The sequence below is a fragment of the Aeromicrobium sp. genome (assembly GCF_023146395.1).
Lineage (GTDB): Bacteria > Actinomycetota > Actinomycetes > Propionibacteriales > Nocardioidaceae > Aeromicrobium.
Map to the genome: position 1 here is coordinate 1 of NZ_JAGLCD010000010.1, position 18,968 is coordinate 18,968.

The window sequence follows — 18,968 nt, forward strand, 5'->3', positions numbered from 1 at the left end:
CAACGTGACTGGACATCACACCTAGTTCGCCTCGTAGGCGTCGACGACCTCGTCGGTCGGGCCGTCCATCACGACGCGACCCCGCTCGATCCAGATCGTGCGGCTGCAGGTGTCACGGATCGACCGCATCGAGTGGCTCACGAGGAACACCGTGCCGGCGTCGTCGCGGATCTCGCGGATGCGGCGCTCGCTCTTCTCCCGGAACGCCTTGTCGCCCACGGCGAGCGCCTCGTCGACGACCAGGATGTCGTGGTCGCGGGCCGCCGCGAGGGCGAACTTGAGCCGTGCGGTCATGCCGGAGGAGTACGTGCGCATGGGCAGGTCGATGAACTCCTCGAGCCCGGCGAAGGCGACGATGTCGTCGTGCCGGTCCTCGATCTCCTGCCGGGAGAAGCCGAGCGCCAGGCCCCCCAGGACGATGTTGCGCGATCCGGACAGCTCCTTGACCAGGGCCGCGCCGACGCCCAGCATGCTGGGACGCCCGGCCGCCCGCACGGTGCCCCGGGTCGCCGGGGTCAGACCGACGATCGCGCGCATCAGGGTCGACTTGCCCGAGCCGTTGGGACCGATCACGCCGATGCTGTCGCCCTCGCGGACGACGAGGTCCACGCCCCGCAGCGCGTGGACCGTCCGGGTGCTCCGCCCGCGGTGGAGCAGCCCGCCGCGGGCGTCCACCGCCGCAGCGCGCTTGCCGGTCGCGAGGACCCGGTACTCCACGTGCAGGTCGTCGACCACGACGACGGGTCGCCGGGCGGAGTCAGTCGGTGCGGCCATAGCGCTCCTCCGCGGACCAGAAGAACAGGACGCCGAGGACCAGCATCGCGACCGACCACCCGGTCGCGTAGAGCCAGAACTCACCGGGCGCCGCGAAGGCGGGATCGTCGAGGAGGATCCCGCGGGCGAGGGTCAGGAACTCGTGGAGCGGGACGAACGACGCGATGCGGAGCACGAGCGGGTCGTCGGCGAACCGCTGCTCGATGCTGAAGAAGATCCCGGTCGTGTAGAACGTGATCCGGGTCAGGAACGGCAGGAGGTGCGTCAGGTCGCGCACGTGCACCGTGAGCCGGGCCGCGATCAGCGCGAGGCCGGTGTTGAACAGGAAGAACAGGGCCGTGAGCGGCACGAGCAGCAGCCAGTCCACCTCCACCGGGTGGCCGAGCGCCGCGACCGCGACGACCATGATCGCCAGCATCGGCACGAACTGCAGCAGTCGCTGCACGACCACGGCGACCGGCAGGGCCATCCGCGGGAACGCGAGGCTCTGCACCAGGGCCGTGTTGGCGGTGATCGACTTCGCCCCGCTCGTGAACGAGGTCGCGAAGAACTCGAACAGGAATACGCCGATCACGAGGAACTCCACGAAGTGGGGCGGCCGCCCGCTCGCGAGCAGGACGCCGAAGATCGTGCCGTAGAGCCCGGCGTTGAGCAGTGGTTTGAGGACCACCCAGGCCATGCCGAGGCGGTTCTGCTGGTTCTCGGCCTCGATCCGGAACCGGGCCAGGGCGGCGATGAAGGAGCGGCGCTGCCAGACCTGGCGGAGGTACGCAGGCAGGGTCGGCCGGCCGCCCACCAGGGTCAGCGGTTCCGGACCTGGCGTCGTCGCGGTGACGAGCGCGTCACGGTCGGTGGTCACCACGCGACGGGACGCTAGGGCCCGGAGTCAAACAGTCGGGGTCCAGACGGTGGCCTGCTCCTGAACGGCCGCGCGCTCGACGGCCTCGGGGTCGCCCCCGCGGCAGAGCACGAGCGAGCCGCCCCCGAGGCATGCGGCGACCAGGAGCCCGACGTCGCGCACGACCTCGCCCTCGGTCAGCACGAGCCGTCGGGGGTCGGGGGGCGTGGCGAGCAGGTCGGCGTGTGTCGCCGCCAGGCCCGGGAGGTCGACGGCCGCGTCGTCGGGGGAGGGGAAGTTCGTCCCGAGGTAGAGGTCCGGGTGGCCGGGGACCTCGGCGCCGATGTCCCAGAACCCGGCCGGTGGTTGCGGAAAGCGGACGCCGAACGGCAGGAGCGCCGACGCCACGCGATCGGGCTCGTCGGCCGCGAGATCGGGTCCCGTCACGGCGATCCGTGCATCGTGCTGCACGACGACGGCCCCGACCTGCCAGGCCGAGAGCAGCCAGACCAGGCGCAGCCAGTGGCTCGGCAGGCCGATCCGCAGGCGGGTGCCGATCTCGACGTCGAGCTCGTCGTTGAGGAAGTTGGCGGTCTTCGCGACCCAGTTCGCGGTCGTGACGCCGCTGAGCTCGACCCGCTCGCCGGTGTCGAGGTCGTAGTAGGTGACGAGGGGCGACGTGGGGCGGTCGACGTGGGCCGCGAGGTCGACGAGGGTGCGGGTCATCGGGGGGCGGTGACCGCGCGCAGGACCTCGGCGACGCCCGCGTCGGCGACGTCGACGAAGCGGGCCTCCGGCACCTGCGCCGCGATGGCCTCCACGGCGTGGCGCAGGACCGGGTCGGCCCCGTGCACCGCCACGGTCGTCTCGTGCGACGCCCGGACCGCCTCGACGACGCGGTCGGTCACGCCCCAGGTCAGCGCGACGACCGCGGGCTCGGGGGCGTCGCCCTCGGGCAGGCCGGCGTGGAACTCGTCGTGGTGCACCGCGCGCGAGCCGTCGTCGTCGGTGACGACGTAGCGCATCTCGCCGCGGTCGTCGCTGAGCGGGAGCAGGGTGAATCCCAGGTCGCGGCGCGCTGCCAGCGCGCTGACGGCGTCGGTCAGCGTGAAGTCGGCGTGGAGCAGCTCGGTGCGCATGATCCGCAGCGCGACCTCGTCGTCGTGCGCGCGCTGCCACGCCGCACCGAAGGCCAGCTCCTCGAGCGCCCGGGCGACCCCGTAGGTGGGTTCGTGGGCCGGGTCGGTGAGGAAGGCGTCGATGTCGGGGGAGCGCTTCAGGCCGTCGGCCCAGGAGTCTCGGGTCGTGGGAGCGACGACCGTGAGCTCGCACCGATCGGCGAGCTCCCGGGCGAGGCCCGTGCCGGCGGCACCGGCGAGCAGGACGAGTCGCATGACACCCATCGTGCCGCAACGTCAGCGCGACACGCCGTCGAGGGGCTGAATCTTGACCATTCGGCTTGACGTGTGGCAGTTGAGGGACTGTAATCACATGCATGTCATTCGATCTGGGCCTACCGGTGGGCGATACCGAGGAACTCCTGTGGCAGGAGCGCGCCCTGTGCGCCCAGACTGATCCCGAGGCGTTCTTTCCCGAGAAGGGTGGGTCCACCCGCGAGGCCAAGCGCGTCTGCCTGACGTGCGACGTCCGCAGCACCTGCCTCGACTACGCACTGGAGCACGACGAGCGCTTCGGCATCTGGGGCGGCCTCTCCGAGCGCGAGAGGCGCAAGCTCAAGAAGCGCGCCTGAGGGGCAACCGCTGGTCCAGTAGTGTCGACGCTCGTGGACGACGAGCAGGTGATCGCGGCGTGGCGGAGCAGTCCACCCACCGTGGCCGCGGTCCTGGTCAGCCATGACGGAGCGCCCTGGTTGCCCAAGGTTCTGGCTTCCCTGGCGGGGTTGAGCCACGCCCCCACGGCCTGGCACGCCGTCGACGTCAGCTCGACCGACGGCTCGGCCGAGCTGCTGCGCCGTTCCTTCGGTGGCGAGCGCATCACGTACGCACCGTCGGGCACGGGCTTCGGCCAGGCGGTCCGGCTCGGCCTGGCCGAGCTGCCCCGCACCGACTGGATCTGGCTGCTGCACGACGACCTGACGGTGACGCCGGGCACCCTCGCGGGCCTGCTCGACGAGGCCACCGCGTCCGACGACGTCGCGATCGTGGGTCCGAAGATCCGCGAGTGGCCCTCGCTCCGCCGTCTCCTGGAGGTCGGACTCACGCTGTCCGGCACGGCCTCGCGGGAGACCGGCCTGGAGACGGGAGAGCCCGATGCGGGCCAGCACGACTGGGCCGAGGACGTCCTCGCCGTCAACACCGCGGGCATGCTCGTGCGCCGCGACGTCTGGGACGAGCTCGGCGGCCTCGACCCCGAGCTGCCGCTGTTCGCCGACGACCTCGACCTCGGCTGGCGGGCCAATCGCGCCGGCTACCGCGTCCGCACGGCACCCGGCGCCGTGGTGTTCCACGCCGAGGCGAGCCGTCGCCGGGTGCGCGAGCGCAGCGCCGGCGACCCGCCACACCACGAGCGCCGCCGGGCCGAGATGTTCACGGTGCTCGCCAACGTGTCCCGGCGCCGGTTCGCGTGGCAGTACGTCCGGCTGTTCTTCGGCTCGCTGCTGCGGTTCGTGACCCAGCTGGTCGGCCGGTACCCCGAGGGAGCTGCCGACGAGCTGCTCGCCCTGCGGTCGATCTACCTCCACCCCGGCCGCCTGAAGAACGCGCGTCGCTGGCGTCAGTCGACATCGCGGCGCCAGCACGAGGACATCGCCCACCTGTTCCCGCCGTGGTGGCAGCCGTACCAGCACGGGTGGGACGGTCTGGTCGAGACGGTGCGCGCGATGGTGCGCCCGGAGACCACCGAGACGGTCGGGCGACGCACGTTCGCCCCGGACCCCGAGGACGGCGAGGAGCTCGAGGTCGAGGAGGGCCCCTCGATCTGGCGCCGCCGTCCGTGGCTGACCGCCACGGTCCTGCTGCTCGTCGCGGCCGTGCTGGCCGCTCGCCCCCTGACGCCGGGCCTGTCCGGCGGCGCCCTGCTCCCGGCCCCGCCCACGACCGGCGGGTGGTGGGACCTCGTGCTGCGCGGTGCGCAGGACATCGGGCTGCCGTCGCTCGCGCTCGCGCCGCCGTACGTGCTGCTGCTCGGCCTCGGCGCGGTCCCAGTGTGGTTCGCGCCTGAGCTGCTGGTGTGGGTCCTGCTGCTGCTGGCGCCGGTGCTCGCCGGGCTGACGGCCCACCGGCTCGCGCGACTCGTCAGCAGCCAGCGGCCCGCCCGCATCCTGTTCGCGGTCTCCTACGCCCTGGTCGTCGCGGCCGGAGGCGCGATCGACCAGGGCCGGATCGGCACGGTCCTGGGGCTCGTCGTCGCGCCGATCCTCGTCAACGTCGCGCTGCAGCTCGTCACGGTGCCGCACTGGCAGACCGCGCTGCGGCTGGGCATCTGGGTCGCGGTGGGGGCGGCCTTCGCCCCGCTTCTGCTGCCGATGACGATCGCGGTCCTGGCGATCGTGCTCGTCGCGCGACGTGGCCACGAGGAGCTGCGCACCCTCGCGCTCCACGTCGGTGCCGCGCTCGGTGTCGCGGCCGTGCTGCTGGGGCCGTGGCTGGCGCAGCGGGCCCTGAACCCCGTGCGCGTGTGGTGGGACGCCGGTCTCGCCACCGCCGCCGACACCTCGCTCCCCTCGGCCGTGCTCGGAGGCTGGGACGGGGCCGGATCGGCCCCGGGGTGGATGGGGGTCTCGATCGTGGTTCTCGGCGTGCTGGCCCTCGTGCCGGCGCTGACGCGCGCCGAGGTGCGCTGGGCGTGGGCCATCGGCCTGGTCGGTCTGGCCGTGGCCGTGCTGGGTCACCTGGTCACCTACGGCACCCCGAGCGGCGAGCTCGGCATCACGCCCTCGCTGGCTCTGCCGGCCGGGCTCTTCCTCGGCGCGATGCTCGGTGCGGCACTGCTGGCCTCGGAGGAGCTCGAGTTCCTGCCGCGGCGCCTCGCGGCCGCGGTCGTCGCGGTCGCCCTCGTCTTCCCGGTGGCCGCCGGCGTCCACTGGCTCGTGCGGGGTTCGAGCGACCCGCTCACCAACGCGTCCAACGAGATCGTGCCGGCCTACCTGGCCGAGCGTGACGGCTCGACCCTCGTCGTGCGGGGCAGCCTCGACGCCGGCGTGCGGTACACCGTGGTGCGCGGCAGCGGACCCGTGCTCGGCGAGGAGGCGATGATCGGCCCCTCCGACACGGCCGAGGACGTCCGGGCCGCGGTCGACCGGCTGCTCAGCTCGCCGTCGGACGAGGACGTGCAGGTCCTGCTCGACGCTGGGATCACCGCCGTCTACCTCCCGGATGCCGACGACCGCCTCGCCTCGCGCGTCGACGCGGCCCCGTCGATGCAGCCGGCCGGCAGCGAGAGCCCCACGTCGCGGGTCTGGACCGTCCAGGGCGACGCCGACGACCCGGCGCGTGACGCGCCGTGGTGGCGGGTGGGTCTGGGGGCCGTGCAGACCCTCGTCTGGCTCCTGGCGCTCGTGCTCACCGCTCCCGTGCGCCGCCGGCCCGAACCCGAGCCCTACGTCGACGAGGCCGACGACGAGACCGACAGCGTGGTGCTGGCATGAGCCGGCGTCGTGCGGTGCAGCGCCGCGCGGGTGCCGACGCGCTGAAGGTGCTGGCCCTGCCGGTCGTGGGCGTGCTGCTGGTCGCGGTGGGTGTCGTGGTCGGCCCGGCCGAGCAGCCGGCCACCGGTCCGCGCGAGGTGCCGCTGGTCTCCTCGGTCGTCGCCTGCCCGCTCCAGGGTGCGCTGACCGCGTCCGTGGGCCAGCCGGAGGCGGGCGGCGCGAGCGAGATCACGAGCATCACGGGCGAGGAGTCCGTCACGACCGATCTCGATCCGGCTGCCTGGACGGCGTCGGCCGGCGCGGGTGACGCCGCGATCGTGCGCCACGAGGGCTCGGCCGGGGGAGTCGCGTACGCCGCCGGGCAGCTGCCGCCCGGCAACGGTCTGGTCGTGACTCCGTGCCCGCAGGTCGCCGACGACTCGTGGTACCTGGGCGCCGGCACCAGCGAGCGGCATGCGTCGTCGCTCGTGCTGACCAACGTCGCCGACGTCGTGGGCAGCGTCGACGTCGAGCTGTGGGGGCCAGCGGGTCCGATCGACGCGGTCGACGAGACCGGGATCGTGGTCGAGCCGGGCCAGACCCGCACGATCGCGATCAGTGACCTCGCTGTCGGGGCCGACGACGTCGCGGTGCACGTGACGCGCACGCGCGGAGCCGTCGTGACGTCGATGGTCGACACCTCGACCTCGGTGCTGGCGGGGTCGGAGGTGCTGAGCTCGTCCGGCGAGCCGTCGACCGAGACCGTGCTCCCGGGCGTCGCCGCGGCGGGCACCCGGTCGCTGCTGCTCGCCAATCCCGGCTCGACCGCCGCGACCGTCACGGTCAACCAGACCGGGGCGGACGCCGACTTCGTGCCCGAGGGACTCGACGCCGTGCAGGTGCCGGCCGGAACGGTGCTGGCGGTGCCGATACCGCAGGCCTCGGGCACCGAGGCCACGGCCTTCCGGATCACCTCCGACGAGCCGGTGCTCTCGGTCGTCCGCGTGACGTCGTCCGATCGTGACTTCGCGTACGCGACGGCCGCGCCCGCCGTCACCGGTCCGGTCGTCGTCCCGGTCGCCACCGGTCTCGGACCCGTGCGGCCCGTGCTCCAGCTGCTCGCCGACGACGCCGAGGCGCAGGTCACCGTCGAGGCGTTCGACGCGACGCTGACCTCCGTCGGGTCGACGACGGTCACGGTGGGCCACGAGGTCCTCGCAGCGGTCGACCTCGCCGATCCCGAGGCATTCGCCTCTCCCGACGTCGCCTACGTCGTGGTGCGATCCGATGCCCCGGTCCACGGCACCGCCGTCTACCGGACCTCGAACCTGCTCGCGCTGGTCAGCCTCGTGGAGGCGCCCCTCACGGCCCTCGGCCCGAACGTCGAGCCCGGGTTCTAGCCACGGCAGGTGCGAGGGGCCGATCGGCTGAATCTGAGGGGCTGAGGGTGTTCTGGCACCCTCAACCCCTCGGGTTGGCCGCTTGTCCCGCTCCACGAGCCCCGGTTGGGGTGCGCTCGGCGCTGAGTCACCTCGGATCCAACGAGTCCGGCGGGACGTGCCAGACCTCGGCCAGGCCGTCGAGCACCGCGTCCCAGACCGCGTCTTCGAGGTCGGCCCGGCTCGTGCAGCCACGGCTGAGGGGGAGGCGGTACAAGATGAGCCGGGCAGGTGTCAGGTGCTGGGCCACGACGCTGCTCGGGACCGGGTCGTCCCACTCCGGGGGGAGCAGCGGAGCCTCCTCCACCACGATGTCGACGTCGTCGGTCTCGCGCACGAAGTGCGGTTCGAGCGCGGCCAGGATTTCCGACACGATCCGGTCGAACGCGTCACGGGGGGAGCGGTGCAGCGGAACGCTCGCCGGGGAGAGGGGGCCGGGCAGCGCCAGCGGTCCGCGGGCGCCCCGGCCTCGGCGGTCGCGCAGTCGCCCGGGTCGTGGTCCGAGAACGATCGGATCCAGCCCGGGGCCGACGAAGCGACGCGTGCCGCGCGGAGGGTGACCCACGGTGCGAGCCTAGCCAGCCCCACGCGCGTCGCGAGGTAGTCTCGCCGCGTGAGTGTCCGACGATGCACCCGAGCCGCATGCCCCGCCGCGGCCGTCGCCACGCTCACCTACGTCTACGCCGACCAGACCGCCGTCATCGGCCCGCTCGCGACGGCCGCCGAGCCGCACACCTACGACCTGTGCGTCGAGCACGCCCAGCGTCTCTCGGTGCCGCAGGGGTGGAACGTCATCCGGCTCGCGATCGACACGGCCACGAGCGAGCCGTCGCGCGACGACCTGCTGGCCCTGGCCGACGCGGTCCGCGAGGCGGGGCGGCCTCGCCCCGAGGCCGAGCCACCGGGGCCGCCCGGGCTCCGCTCGGTCCCTCCGCGCGACTGACGGCATCGACTCACAGAGTGGGTGCGACCCGGCACCACTAGGCTCGTGGCACCCCGTCGGCCGACCGCAGGAGGACCCCGTCCCATGCACCCCCGTTTCGCTGCCGTGACCAAGGCGTACGACGTCCGTGGCACGACCCCGGACCAGCTCGACGCCGAGCTCGCTCTGGCCTTCGGCCGGGCCTACGCCGACGAGGTCGGGGTCAGCGAGGGCGGGGGCGAGGTCGTGGTGGGTCACGACATGCGCGACTCCTCGCCCGAGCTCGCGGCAGCGATCGCCGACGGCATCCGCGCGCAGGGCGGTGACGTCCTGCTGGTGGGCCTCGCGTCGACGGACCTGCTCTACGCCGCGTCCGGCCAGCTGGACCTGCCCGGGGTCATGATCACGGCGAGCCACAACCCGGCCGGGTACAACGGCTTCAAGGTGTGCCGCGCGGGTGCACGCCCCATCGGCCTGGACACCGGCCTGCGCACGATCGCCGAGGCGGCCGGGGAGCTGCTCGACCAACCGGCCGGGGCGCTGCGTGGCACCCTGACCGAGCGTGACTTCCTCGAGGACTACGCCGAGCTCGTCGTCTCGCTCGCGCCGGTCTCGGGCCGCCGGCTGAAGGTCGTCGTCGACGCCGGCAACGGCATGGCCGGGCACACCGCCCGCGCCGTCCTGGGCAAGATCGACGTCGACGTCGTGCCGCTCTACTTCGAGCTCGACGGCACGTTCCCGAACCACGAGGCCAATCCGCTCGACTCCTCGACCCTGGTCGACCTCCAGGCGGCCGTCACCGAGCACGGGGCCGATCTCGGCCTCGCGTTCGACGGTGACGCCGACCGCTGCTTCGTGGTCGACGAGCGCGCCGAGCTCGTGGCCCCCTCGGCGATCACGGCGCTGATCGGCACCCGGTACCTCGCCCAGCAGCCCGGTGCCACGATCCTGCACAACGTGATCTGCTCGCGCGCCGTGCCCGAGATCATCACCGAGCACGGGGGCACCGCGATCCGCACGCCCGTGGGCCACTCGCTGATCAAGGCCGAGATGGCGCGCACCGACGCGGTCTTCGGCGGCGAGCACTCCGGCCACTTCTACTTCCGTGACTTCTACCTGGCGGACTCCGGGATGCTGGCCGCGCTGCACGTCATGGGCGCGCTCGCCGAGTCCGACGGCACGGTCTCGCAGCTCATGGCGCAGTTCTCCCGCTATGCCGCGTCCGGGGAGATCAACAGCACCGTCACCGACGCCGACGAGGTCATCGCTCGTCTCGTCGAGACCTACGCCGACCAGGAGCAGGACCGCCTCGACGGCCTGACGGTCACGGCCGACACCTGGTGGTTCAACGTGCGCGCCTCGAACACCGAGCCGCTGCTGCGCCTCAACGTCGAGGGCGACGACGAGGCCACGATGGCGCGCGTACGCGACGAGGTGCTCGAGCTCATCCGGAGGTAGACCGTGCCAGGACCCAGACCCGAGATCTTCTTCGACGAGGCCGACGACGCGACCGAGCTCGTCAAGGCCCTGCAGTCCGAGGGCTACACCACCGATCTGCGCCGCGAGGCCTTCGCCGGTGACGACGACGCCGAGGACCGCGCCTGGGTCCTGGTCGTGACCCCGTTCGACGACCGGGTCGTGGAGATGGTCGACGTGTACGGCGGCTGGATGCCGGGCGACGAACGGCTGCCCGGCGAGCCGGTCGAGGGGCCGCCGCTGCCGGATGCCCCGAAGCGGCTCAAGCGGGAGTGAGACGGGGGACTGCTCCCCATGCCGGGTGGTGGACGCCGCACTGCTTGCATGGCCCGATCGGGCTAGGGTGCTGCTCATGACTTCGCAGCCCTATCCACCGCAGCAGCCGCAGCCGCAGTACCAGCAGGCTCCCGGCGCTCCGGCCCAGGTCGCCAATCCCTTCTCGGGCATCCCGGTGGTCGACGTCCTGCGCGACGTCGCGGCCCTCCTGCTCCTGGTCACCGCACTGTTCTACGACTGGAACTTCGACGCCGGCATCAAGAGCGGCGCCAATCTCTGGTACGTCGACGTCGCCACGGGTCTCGCCGTGGTCTCGCTTGGGGCGACGTACCTCTGGAAGCTCGGCGTGTTCGGGCAGGCCTGGAACGTCCGCACCAACGGTCTGATCCGCCTGATCGCCGCCGTCCCCTACTTCGTCAGCGTCCTCGCCGTGGTGATTCTCGACCTCGCTGACGAGCGCGCCGTCGGCATCGGTGTCGCGATCGGCCTGTTCGCCGCGATCCTCGTGGCGCAGCCGCGCAAGCACGAGCTGCCGCCGACGTCACTCGCCCCGAGCGACAGGATCTGGGTCTACGTCACGGGCGGCCTCGTCGCCCTGTCGGCGCTGCTCGCGCTCGTCACGTCGCTGCTCTACATCGGTGACCTCGACGACTTCGGCGCCGAGGCTCCGGAGATCATCGTCTTCGTCATCGCGGCGATCGTCTACACCGTCCTGCTGGCGTACGGCGCCGTGCAGGCGCTGCTCTCCAAGCCTGCGGGCATCGCCCTGATCGCCGGGTTCGGACTCCTCGTCCTGATTCTCGGGATGCTGCACATCGACGGTGAGAACGCCTCGCAGCTCACGGGCTTCGCGACGCTGTTCGCCGGGTTCGAGTCCTTCCAGGCGCCGGGCTTCGGTGCCTTCCTCCTGGTGGGGGCCGCCGCGGCGGCGCTGTCCCCGGGAGCCTCGCGCGCCACGGGCGGGGCCTCTCACCCGATCTCGTTGGCCGGCGCCGCCAAGTCGGGCTTCCTGCTGCTGGCCCTCGCCTCGCTGCTCCACGTGCTCGGCGCGGTGTTCGTCGGCATCGCCTCCGACGACTTCGGCGCCGCGGTCATCGTCTCGATCATCCTCTCGGTGCTCGCGGCCGTCGTGGCGGTCTTCGGCTTCGTCACGACGTCGTCGACCGGGGCCAAGGCCCTGCCGCTCGTCGCGGCTGCGGTCTGGGCCGTCCTCGGGATCCTCGCCTCGATCATCATGGCGATCATCGACGAGGTCTCGCCCGGCTTCGCGAGCATCGGCAGCGCGGGCTCGATCCCGGCCCACACCTGGCTCGGCTCGATCCTCGCGGGGCTGTTCGTCGCGTTCGCGATCCTGGGTGCCGGCACGATCGGCGGTGCGGTCAAGAAGCTCTTCGCCAACGCCCAGGCCGCGGGCCCGGCGCCCGGCGCGCCGCTCCCGGGCGCCCCGGCCCCGACGGCCCCGATCGTGACCCCGCCGGCTCCGGCGGCTTCTGCTCCGGCTCCGGCGGCTCCCGCCCCGGCACCTGCCGTGGACGCCCCGGCTCCGACGCAGGAGATCCCGGTGGCCGAGGCCCCCACCGAGCAGGTCGCGGTCGACCCGATCGTGCAGCGGGCCTCGGATCCCACGATCTCCCAGGCCGAGCTGGCCGACCTGGTGCAGAACCACCCGCAGGCGCGGGCCGCCGCGGCCGGCAACCCGCAGGCCTACCCCGGCATGCTCGAGTGGCTCGGCCAGCTCGGCGATCCGGAGGTCGACGCGGCGCTGGCGCGTCGCCAGGGCTGACTCACGCCTGACGTCACAGGACCCCCGCACCGACACCGGTGCGGGGGCCCTGTGCGTGCGGGGGTGCTGTGCGTGCGGGGGCCCTGTGCGTGCGACTGTGCGGTGTCAGCCCAGGTGCTCGCGCAGGAACTGCACCTGGAGCAGCTTGAGGTTCTCGGCCACGGTCTCCTGCGGCGTCATGTGGGTCACGCCCGAGAGCGGCAGGACGGTGTGGGGGCGGCCGGCGGCGAGCAGTGCCGACGAGAGCTGCAGGGTGTGGGCCGCCACGACGTTGTCGTCGGAGAGTCCGTGGATCAGCATCAACGGACGCTCCAGGCCCGCGGCGAGCGGCAGGAGCGAGTTGCGGTCGTAGACCTCCGGCACCTCGGCGGGATCGCCGAGATAGCGCTCGGTGTAGCAGGTGTCGTAGAGGCGCCACTCGGTCACGGGCGCGCCGGCGACGGCCGCGTGGAACACGTCCGGCCGCTTCAGCACCGCGAGCGCGGCGAGGTAGCCGCCGTACGACCAGCCCGTGATGCCGACCCGGCTGAGGTCGACCTCGGCCGGGAACGCGGCCGCGACGGCGTCGAGCGCCTCCACCTGGTCGTCCAGCGTCACCCCGGCGAAGTCGTGGTGGAGCGCGCGGTCCCAGGCGCTCCCGCGGCCCGGCGTGCCGCGGCCGTCGGCCACGACGACCACGAATCCCTGGTCGGCGAGCCACTGGGCCTCGGCGAACGCCCGGGCCGAGGCCCACACGCGCTGCGCTCCCGGGCCGCCGTAGGGGTCCAGCAGCACCGGCAGCGGGGTTCCCGGCTCGTGGTCCGAGGGGAAGACCACGGCGGTGCGGATCTCGTGCGGTCCGGCGCTGAGCAGGTGCACCGACGGCATCACGGGCAGGGGCACCGAGACGTTGGTGAGGGTCGCGGTCTCGACGGTCTCCTCGGGTCCGTGGTCGCGGAGCACCGTGTGGTGCACGAGCGTGTCGTCCAGGCTCGTGCGGGTGAGCACGGTCGTGCCGCCGCCGATCACGGCACCGTGCACGCCGCGTCCCTGCGTGAGCGGCTCGAGCGCCCCGTCGGTGCCGATCCGCACGACCTGGACCTCGGTGGGCTCCTGGGACGCCGTCACGACGACCGCGTCGTCCAGCGTGGCGACGACGCTGCGCACCTGCCAGCCGTCCGGGCTGACGGGCTCGCCGTCGACCACGACGCGGCGCCAGCCACCGGCGTCCTCGATCGTCAGGAGTGCGCCGGCCGGTGACCAGCGCGGGCCGGGGCCGAGCTCGACCCAGGCGGGGTCCTGCAGCGTGCGCAGCACCTCGGTGGTCCCGGACGTGGTGTCGACCCGAAGCACCTGCGAGAGCTTCTGGTCGCGCGACAGCACCTGCAGCAGGGGCGGCCCCTCCGGTGTCCACGTGACCCGTGCGAGGTACTCGAAGGCCTCGCGGTCCCAGGTGACCTCGGTGCGACCGCCGTCGAGGCCCACGTGCCAGAGCGAGACCTCCGCGTTGGTCGTGCCGGCCGCGGGGTAGCGGTGGGCCGCCGCGGGACGCTCGGGGTGCTCGGGCGAGGCGACGTGCCAGATCGCGACCTCGGCCTCGTCGTAGCACTCGACCAGCAGGGAGCGACCGTCAGGCGCCCACCAGAAGCCGCGCATGCGCTCCATCTCCTCGGCGGCGATGAACTCGGCCTGCCCCCACACCTGGGTGTCGCTCGTCGGCGTCGCGAGCGTCGTGTGGTCCGCGTCGCCGAGCTCGACGACGTGCAGGCCCCCCGCGGCCGCGTAGGCGACGCGCTGGCCCGTGGGATCGAGCCGGGGGTCGATCACGGCACCGGCCGACGGGAGCTCGCGGGTGGCCCGGGTGCCCAGGTGCGTGGCCCACAGGCGTCCGGACAGGGCGAAGGTGGCCCAGCGTCCCGTCTCGTCGACGTCGTACCCCACGATCCCCGCGGCGCCCTCGCGGCTGCGCTCGCGTCGGGCGCGCTCCTGCGGCGACAGCTCCTCGTCGCCGGCGCCCAGCAGTGCGACGGGGTCGACCAGGAGCGTCTCGACCCCGGACTCGACGTCGTGCTCCCAGAGCTGGCCCGTGCGGGTCACCCCGTCGGGCGTGCGGATGAATCGCACCGTCGAGCCGTCGGGCGAGACGGTGACGGCCCGCGGCACCCCGAGGGTGAAGCGCAGGGTGCGGGCGGCGAGCCGGGGGTAGGACGGGGCGTCGTCGGTCATGGCGCCATTCGATCATGCCGGCCCTCTAATCTGACCCCATGACCCTTCCCGACCGCCGGCTGCTGCTGGTCCACGCGCACCCCGACGACGAGTCCATCGGCAACGGCGTCACGATGGCGCGCTACGTCGCCGAGGGAGCCCACGTCACGCTCGTGACCTGCACGCTCGGCGATCTCGGCGAGATCCTGGTGCCCGAGCTCGAGCACCTGGCCGCCGACCGCGACGACGGCCTGGGTGAGCACCGGGCGGGTGAGCTCGCCGCCGCCATGGCCGAGCTCGGCGTCACCGACCATCGGATCCTGGGCGGACCGGGCCGGTTCCGCGACTCGGGCATGAAGTGGGACGAGAACGGCCACGCCACCGCGGCCGACGAGGTCGATCCCCGGTCGTTCTGGAACGCCGACCTCCTCGAGGCCTCCGACCTGCTGGTCGAGATCATCCGGGAGGTGCGCCCCCAGGTCGTCGTCACGTACGACACGTTCGGCGGCTACGGCCACCCCGACCACGTGCAGGCCCACCGGGTCGCGCACTACGCGGTCGACCTCGCCGCCGCCCGCAGCCACCGTCCTGATCTCGGGGAGGCCTGGGACGTCGCCAAGCTGTACTGGGGGGCCATGTCGGCCGGTCGCATGCGCGAGGGCATCCGGATGATGCGCGAGTCGGGCGTGGGCGGCTTCGAGGACTTCGACCCCGACAACCTGCCGCCGTTCATGGTCGAGGACGACCAGCTCGACGCCGTGATCGAGTCGCCGGAGCACACGAGCGCCAAGCTCGCCGCGATGCGGGCGCACGCCTCGCAGATCACGCCGGACGGCATGTTCTTCGCGATGGGGGTCGACCTGGCCACGATCGCCTGGGGCACCGAGCACTACCGACTCGTGCGCGGCACCCGCGGCCCCGTGGGCGCGTCGGGCCTGGAGGAGGACCTGTTCGCCGGGCTCTGACCCGGGGGGCCTGGGTCCTGGCGGGTCTCTACGTCGGGGTGCTCGGCGCGCTCGTGCACCGGCACGACACCGGCGTGCTCGGCGTCGACGTCCCGTGGGGTCTGCTGCTGGCGGTCGCGCCGCTCGTGCCAGTGGGGCTGCTCGCCGACCGCACGGTCTCGCTCGGCAGCGCGGCGGTCATGATCGGCTGGGGCCTGGTCCTCGTGCTGCAGGGCGCGACCGGGCGCGGGCAGTACCTGATCGCCGGGGACCGCGTCGGTTGGACGTTCACCCTGCTCGGTCTGGCCCTGCTCGTGGCGGTCGTGCTCCAGAACTCTAGGCTGAGACGATGAACACGGTCTTCCCCGTGCGATGCTGGGCCGGCTCCGGCGCCATCGCACGGTCGCGGGAGACATCGTCAGAGAGTCGTCAGGGAGTGTCATGAGCAGCGACGAGAGTGCGGGGGCACCGCCGCAGCAGCAGCCCGACGACGGGCTGGCCGACGAGCCGGAGTACGTCGACCCCGATGCCGCGGTCCGCGAGGCCGCGGGCGTCGACGACGACGCCACGTCCGACCTCCCACCGGTCGACGAGCCGCCGCAGGACCCGCCGGTCGACGCGGCGCCCACCGACGCCGACGGCGACGAGCCGCGCCGCCGCCGGCGCTGGCCCTGGGTCGCGGCGGCGGCCGCCGCGGTGCTGCTCGGTGTCGTCTACGTCGGCGCCTACGTCCTGATCGGTGACCGGCTCGCCGCCGACACCACGATCGCCGGGGTCGACGTCGGCGGCCAGGACCCGGCCACGGCTGAAGCCACCCTGACCGAGGAGCTCGGCCCGCGCGAGAACCAGAACCTGGTCTTCGTGCTCGAGGACCAGCAGTTCACGTTCGCCGCCGCCGACATGGGGCTGTCCCTGGACGCCGCCGGGTCGGTCGAGGCGGCCGGCGGCCAACGCAGCTGGAATCCCGTCGACATGGTCACGACCCTGTTCGGCGGCGAGGACCACGACGCCGTGCTCACGGTCGACCAGGAGCTCTTCGACACCGCTCGCGCCGGGATCGGCGAGGCCGTCGACATCCCGGTCACCGAGGCGCTCATCACGTTCCCCGAGGCCCAGCCCGTCGCCGTGCAGCCCGCGGACGGCCGTCAGGTCAGGTCCGACGACCTGCTCGAGGCGCTGCGGGAGGTGTACCTGCTGAGCGACGACCCGATCGAGATCCCCACGGCGGTCGTCGAGCCCGGCGTCGATGCCGAGGGCCTCGAGCAGGCGATGCAGGAGATCGCCATTCCCGCCGTCAGCGCCCCGGTGGTCCTCGACGTGGGCGGCACCCAGGTCGAGCTCCCGGTCACGGCCTACGCCCCGGCCCTGCAGATCCAGACCGACGGCGACGAGATGGTGCCGTTCATCGACCCGGCCGCCCTGGCCGGTCCGCTGACCGACTCCACGACCGGCATCGGGGAGAAGGCCGTCGACGCCACGATCGACATCGAGGGAGGCGTTCCGGTCATCACCCCCGGCAAGCCCGGCATCGGCCTGCAGCCCGATGTGCTCGCGGTCGACCTGCTGCCGGTGCTGACCGCCTCGGGGCCCGAGCGGATCCTGCCCGTGGAGGCCCAGCCGGTCGAGCCCGAGTTCACGACCGCCGACGCCGAGGCCCTGCAGATCGTCGAGAAGGTCAGCGAGTTCGAGACGAACTACCCCAACACGCAGTACCGCAACATCAACCAGGGCCGCGCGGCCGAGCTGATCGACGGCACGATCCTGGAGCCCGGCGAGCAGTTCAGCTTCGACAAGGTCGTTGGCAAGCGCACGGCGGCCAACGGCTTCGTCCAGGGCGGCGTCATCGAGGGCGGCCGCTTCGTGGAGTCGTACGGCGGTGGCGTGTCGCAGGTGGCCACCACGACCTACAACGCGGCGTTCTTCGCCGGACTGGACGACGACGAGCACAAGCCGCACTCGCTCTACCTGAGCCGGTATCCGCTCGGCCGTGAGGCCACCGTCAACTGGGGCACGATCGATCTCAAGTTCACGAACTCGACCCCCTACGGGATCCTGATCAAGGCCTGGGTCGTCCCGAGCAACTCCAGCCGTCAGGGCACGATGCACGTCGAGATGTGGAGCACGAAGTACTGGGACATCGAGGCGAGCGTCTCGTCCAAGCGCAACTTCCGCTCCGGGTCGACGATCTACGACACCTCGCCGGAGTGCTCGCCCCAGGCGGCGATCCAGGGATTCGACGTCGACGTCACCCGCACGTTCAAGCAGAACGGGCAGGTCGTCAAGACCGAGACCAAGACCGCGGTCTACCGCGCGGGCGACGCCGTGGTCTGCGGGCCCCCACCCGCCTGAGCGATCCACCGCCTGTCCGGGCGCAGCGCCGGGACACCGTCAGGAGCTCGGCGGCCCGGGCTCGGGGAGCGTCAGGTACCGGTACTCGTGGTGGTCGACGAAGCCGAACGTGCGGTACAGCCGCTCGGCCGGCTCGTTGTCGGTGACGACCTGCAGGTAGGCCTTGTCGGCGCCCTGCTCGACCGCCCAGCCGAGCGAGGTCGTGACCAGACGCCGAGCCAGGCCCCGTCCTCGCTGCTCCTCGGGCACCCAGAGTGCGCTCAATCCGGCCCACTCGCCCGTCACGACGACCCGCGCGATGGCCCCGTCGAGCCTGAGGTGCGCCGCGGTCGGCGCGCCCGTCATGACCTTCCGGGCCAGGTCGACCGACTCGCCGGGGGTGACGTAGGCGGCCAGCCAGGCGTCGTCGGGATCGCTCGCGACCTCGGCGGCGGCGTCCAGCGGCCAGCGCCGGTCGAGCTGGGCGACGAGCGCAGCGGTGTCGCCGCCCGCGACGGGCGTCCACCCGCGGGCGGCGAGCGGGGCCTCCCACGGCCCTGCGGCCTCGAGGGCGACGAGGGGGCGCAGCCCCCGGTCGGCGTAGAACGCCTGCACCTGGGTCAGGGCCTCGTCGAGGTCGGTCCCGGGGTCGCCGAACGCCGCGGCGGAGTTCGCCCGTTTGGTGAACCCGCCGGAGCCGCGCAGCTGCCACTCCCCGAGGGGCGCGGTCTCGAGGGCGGGCCACCCGCGGGCCATGATCCGCGCGAGCTGGTCGACCGGCGTGGCGGTCGCGCGACGGGAGCGCACCGGACGGTCCGGCACGAGCCGCCAGATGATCACGGTGGCTGCCTCGACCGTGGCCACCGAGCCGTCGCGACGTTCGAGCCGCAGGACCGGCCCGGCCGCGAGGAGACGCCCGACGACGTCGCTCGCCGAACCGTCTGGAGTGCGGTGCCGTACGCTGACGCGGCGGCCGACGACGTCTGCCCCAGGCGGGCGCACGGGGCTGGTGTCCATCAGGCGAACCTAACGTGTGGGGAGTGCCCGCGAGCCGCGATACTGGTGGGCGGACCGTCGACAAGGAGTCAGAGCAGTGACGTATGTGATCGCCCAGCCGTGCGTGGACGTGAAGGATCGCGCGTGCGTCGACGAGTGTCCGGTCGACTGCATCTACGAGGGCAAGCGCATGCTCTACATCCACCCTGACGAGTGCGTCGACTGTGGTGCGTGTGAGCCGGTGTGTCCGCCGGAGGCGATCTTCTACGAGGACGACACGCCGCAGGAGTGGGCCAGCTACTACGACGCGAACGTGCACTTCTTCGACGAGCTCGGCTCGCCCGGCGGCGCCGCGAAGCTCGGCGTGATCGAGGCCGATCACCCGCTGATCGCCGAGCTCCCGCCCCAGAACCAGGACTGACC

At 72.8% G+C, this 18,968-nt stretch carries 18 protein-coding genes; 11 read left to right on the plus strand and 7 right to left on the minus strand.

Translation table 11 applies throughout. The features are described from left to right. Positions 1-21: 21 nt before the first annotated feature. From KAG51_RS08530 to KAG51_RS08545, 4 genes are read right to left on the minus strand one after another with little or no spacing between them, the layout of a single operon-like run. Positions 22-774 (minus strand): ATP-binding cassette domain-containing protein, encoded by a 753-nt coding sequence (locus KAG51_RS08530; protein ID WP_290582632.1) that lies wholly within the window; start codon positions 772-774, stop codon positions 22-24. Further along, complete coding sequence (locus KAG51_RS08535; protein ID WP_290582634.1) at positions 758-1,636, minus strand: ABC transporter permease; 879 nt, start codon at positions 1,634-1,636, stop codon at positions 758-760. Before KAG51_RS08535 ends, KAG51_RS08530 begins: the two co-directional genes overlap by 17 nt. Before the next feature lie 24 nt (positions 1,637-1,660). Next, the gene (locus KAG51_RS08540; protein WP_290582636.1) at positions 1,661-2,338 is read right to left on the minus strand and encodes a TIGR03089 family protein; all 678 of its coding nucleotides are present in this window, start codon (positions 2,336-2,338) and stop codon (positions 1,661-1,663) included. Then, on the minus strand, positions 2,335-3,006 hold the full coding sequence (locus KAG51_RS08545; RefSeq protein WP_290582638.1) for a 2-phospho-L-lactate transferase CofD family protein: 672 nt from the start codon (positions 3,004-3,006) through the stop codon (positions 2,335-2,337). Before KAG51_RS08545 ends, KAG51_RS08540 begins: the two co-directional genes overlap by 4 nt. Positions 3,007-3,107: 101 nt before the next feature. On the opposite strand from KAG51_RS08545, the gene KAG51_RS08550 reads away from it, so the two are divergent. Genes KAG51_RS08550 through KAG51_RS08560 form a run of 3 tightly spaced genes read left to right on the plus strand, consistent with a single transcriptional unit; the run spans position 3,108 to position 7,597 of the window. Further along, positions 3,108-3,362: a WhiB family transcriptional regulator gene (locus KAG51_RS08550; protein ID WP_290582640.1), complete on the plus strand. Its 255-nt coding sequence runs from the start codon at positions 3,108-3,110 to the stop codon at positions 3,360-3,362. A 33-nt stretch (positions 3,363-3,395) separates the two neighbouring features. After that, positions 3,396-6,218 carry a glycosyltransferase family 2 protein gene (locus KAG51_RS08555; RefSeq protein ID WP_290582642.1) on the plus strand — a complete coding sequence of 941 codons (2,823 nt, stop codon included), beginning with the start codon at positions 3,396-3,398 and terminating at the stop codon, positions 6,216-6,218. Further along, positions 6,215-7,597: a DUF5719 family protein gene (locus tag KAG51_RS08560; protein WP_290582644.1), complete on the plus strand. Its 1,383-nt coding sequence runs from the start codon at positions 6,215-6,217 to the stop codon at positions 7,595-7,597. The genes KAG51_RS08555 and KAG51_RS08560 overlap by 4 nt, the downstream gene beginning before the upstream one ends. Before the next feature lie 127 nt (positions 7,598-7,724). Here the strand turns inward: KAG51_RS08560 and KAG51_RS08565 are convergent, their stop codons facing one another. Next, on the minus strand, positions 7,725-8,201 hold the full coding sequence (locus tag KAG51_RS08565; protein ID WP_290582646.1) for a metallopeptidase family protein: 477 nt from the start codon (positions 8,199-8,201) through the stop codon (positions 7,725-7,727). A 48-nt stretch (positions 8,202-8,249) separates the two neighbouring features. Here KAG51_RS08565 and KAG51_RS08570 point away from each other — a divergent pair, with 48 nt between their 5' ends. From KAG51_RS08570 to KAG51_RS08585, 4 genes are all read left to right on the plus strand, one after another. Continuing rightward, positions 8,250-8,579: a DUF3499 domain-containing protein gene (locus tag KAG51_RS08570; RefSeq protein ID WP_290582648.1), complete on the plus strand. Its 330-nt coding sequence runs from the start codon at positions 8,250-8,252 to the stop codon at positions 8,577-8,579. An 84-nt stretch (positions 8,580-8,663) separates the two neighbouring features. Beyond that, a complete protein-coding gene (locus KAG51_RS08575; RefSeq protein ID WP_290582650.1) occupies positions 8,664-10,016 on the plus strand; it encodes a phosphomannomutase/phosphoglucomutase in 1,353 nt (450 codons plus the stop codon). A gap of 3 nt (positions 10,017-10,019) precedes the next feature. Beyond that, a complete protein-coding gene (locus KAG51_RS08580) occupies positions 10,020-10,310 on the plus strand; it encodes a hypothetical protein (RefSeq protein WP_290582652.1) in 291 nt (96 codons plus the stop codon). Positions 10,311-10,386: 76 nt separating this feature from the next. Next, a complete protein-coding gene (locus KAG51_RS08585) occupies positions 10,387-12,093 on the plus strand; it encodes a hypothetical protein (RefSeq protein ID WP_290582654.1) in 1,707 nt (568 codons plus the stop codon). 105 nt (positions 12,094-12,198) lie between these two features. Here KAG51_RS08585 and KAG51_RS08590 read toward each other — a convergent pair whose 3' ends face one another. Beyond that, the gene (locus KAG51_RS08590) at positions 12,199-14,298 is read right to left on the minus strand and encodes a prolyl oligopeptidase family serine peptidase (RefSeq protein ID WP_290582656.1); all 2,100 of its coding nucleotides are present in this window, start codon (positions 14,296-14,298) and stop codon (positions 12,199-12,201) included. Positions 14,299-14,336: 38 nt separating this feature from the next. On the opposite strand from KAG51_RS08590, the gene mshB reads away from it, so the two are divergent. The 3 genes from mshB to KAG51_RS08605 all read left to right on the plus strand — a co-directional run bounded on the left by mshB (position 14,337) and on the right by KAG51_RS08605 (position 17,570). Next, on the plus strand, positions 14,337-15,242 hold the full coding sequence (gene mshB, locus KAG51_RS08595; protein ID WP_290582658.1) for an N-acetyl-1-D-myo-inositol-2-amino-2-deoxy-alpha-D-glucopyranoside deacetylase: 906 nt from the start codon (positions 14,337-14,339) through the stop codon (positions 15,240-15,242). Positions 15,243-15,295: 53 nt separating this feature from the next. Then, positions 15,296-15,574, plus strand: coding sequence for a hypothetical protein (locus KAG51_RS08600; RefSeq protein ID WP_290582660.1), 279 nt, complete (start codon positions 15,296-15,298; stop codon positions 15,572-15,574). An 88-nt stretch (positions 15,575-15,662) separates the two neighbouring features. Beyond that, positions 15,663-17,570, plus strand: a complete 1,908-nt coding sequence (locus tag KAG51_RS08605) for a VanW family protein (RefSeq protein ID WP_290582661.1) — start codon at positions 15,663-15,665, stop codon at positions 17,568-17,570. Between the two features lie 39 nt (positions 17,571-17,609). On the opposite strand, the gene KAG51_RS08610 is transcribed toward KAG51_RS08605, so the two are convergent. Beyond that, positions 17,610-18,566, minus strand: a complete 957-nt coding sequence (locus KAG51_RS08610; RefSeq protein WP_290582663.1) for a GNAT family N-acetyltransferase — start codon at positions 18,564-18,566, stop codon at positions 17,610-17,612. A 76-nt stretch (positions 18,567-18,642) separates the two neighbouring features. Between KAG51_RS08610 and fdxA the strand changes: the two genes are divergently transcribed. Continuing rightward, positions 18,643-18,966 carry a ferredoxin gene (fdxA, locus tag KAG51_RS08615; protein WP_290582665.1) on the plus strand — a complete coding sequence of 108 codons (324 nt, stop codon included), beginning with the start codon at positions 18,643-18,645 and terminating at the stop codon, positions 18,964-18,966. Positions 18,967-18,968 lie beyond the last annotated feature (2 nt).

Coding starts and splice junctions, on each gene's coding strand:
- KAG51_RS08560 (WP_290582644.1), top strand. CDS start 6,215: ATGAGCCGGCGTCGTGCGGTGCAGCGCCGCGCGGGTGCCGACGCGCTG.
- KAG51_RS08590 (WP_290582656.1), bottom strand. CDS start 14,298: ATGACCGACGACGCCCCGTCCTACCCCCGGCTCGCCGCCCGCACCCTG.
- KAG51_RS08530 (WP_290582632.1), bottom strand. CDS start 774: ATGGCCGCACCGACTGACTCCGCCCGGCGACCCGTCGTCGTGGTCGAC.
- KAG51_RS08605 (WP_290582661.1), top strand. CDS start 15,663: ATGAGCAGCGACGAGAGTGCGGGGGCACCGCCGCAGCAGCAGCCCGAC.
- KAG51_RS08610 (WP_290582663.1), bottom strand. CDS start 18,566: ATGGACACCAGCCCCGTGCGCCCGCCTGGGGCAGACGTCGTCGGCCGC.
- mshB (WP_290582658.1), top strand. CDS start 14,337: ATGACCCTTCCCGACCGCCGGCTGCTGCTGGTCCACGCGCACCCCGAC.
- KAG51_RS08540 (WP_290582636.1), bottom strand. CDS start 2,338: ATGACCCGCACCCTCGTCGACCTCGCGGCCCACGTCGACCGCCCCACG.
- KAG51_RS08545 (WP_290582638.1), bottom strand. CDS start 3,006: ATGCGACTCGTCCTGCTCGCCGGTGCCGCCGGCACGGGCCTCGCCCGG.
- KAG51_RS08575 (WP_290582650.1), top strand. CDS start 8,664: ATGCACCCCCGTTTCGCTGCCGTGACCAAGGCGTACGACGTCCGTGGC.
- KAG51_RS08550 (WP_290582640.1), top strand. CDS start 3,108: ATGTCATTCGATCTGGGCCTACCGGTGGGCGATACCGAGGAACTCCTG.
- KAG51_RS08585 (WP_290582654.1), top strand. CDS start 10,387: ATGACTTCGCAGCCCTATCCACCGCAGCAGCCGCAGCCGCAGTACCAG.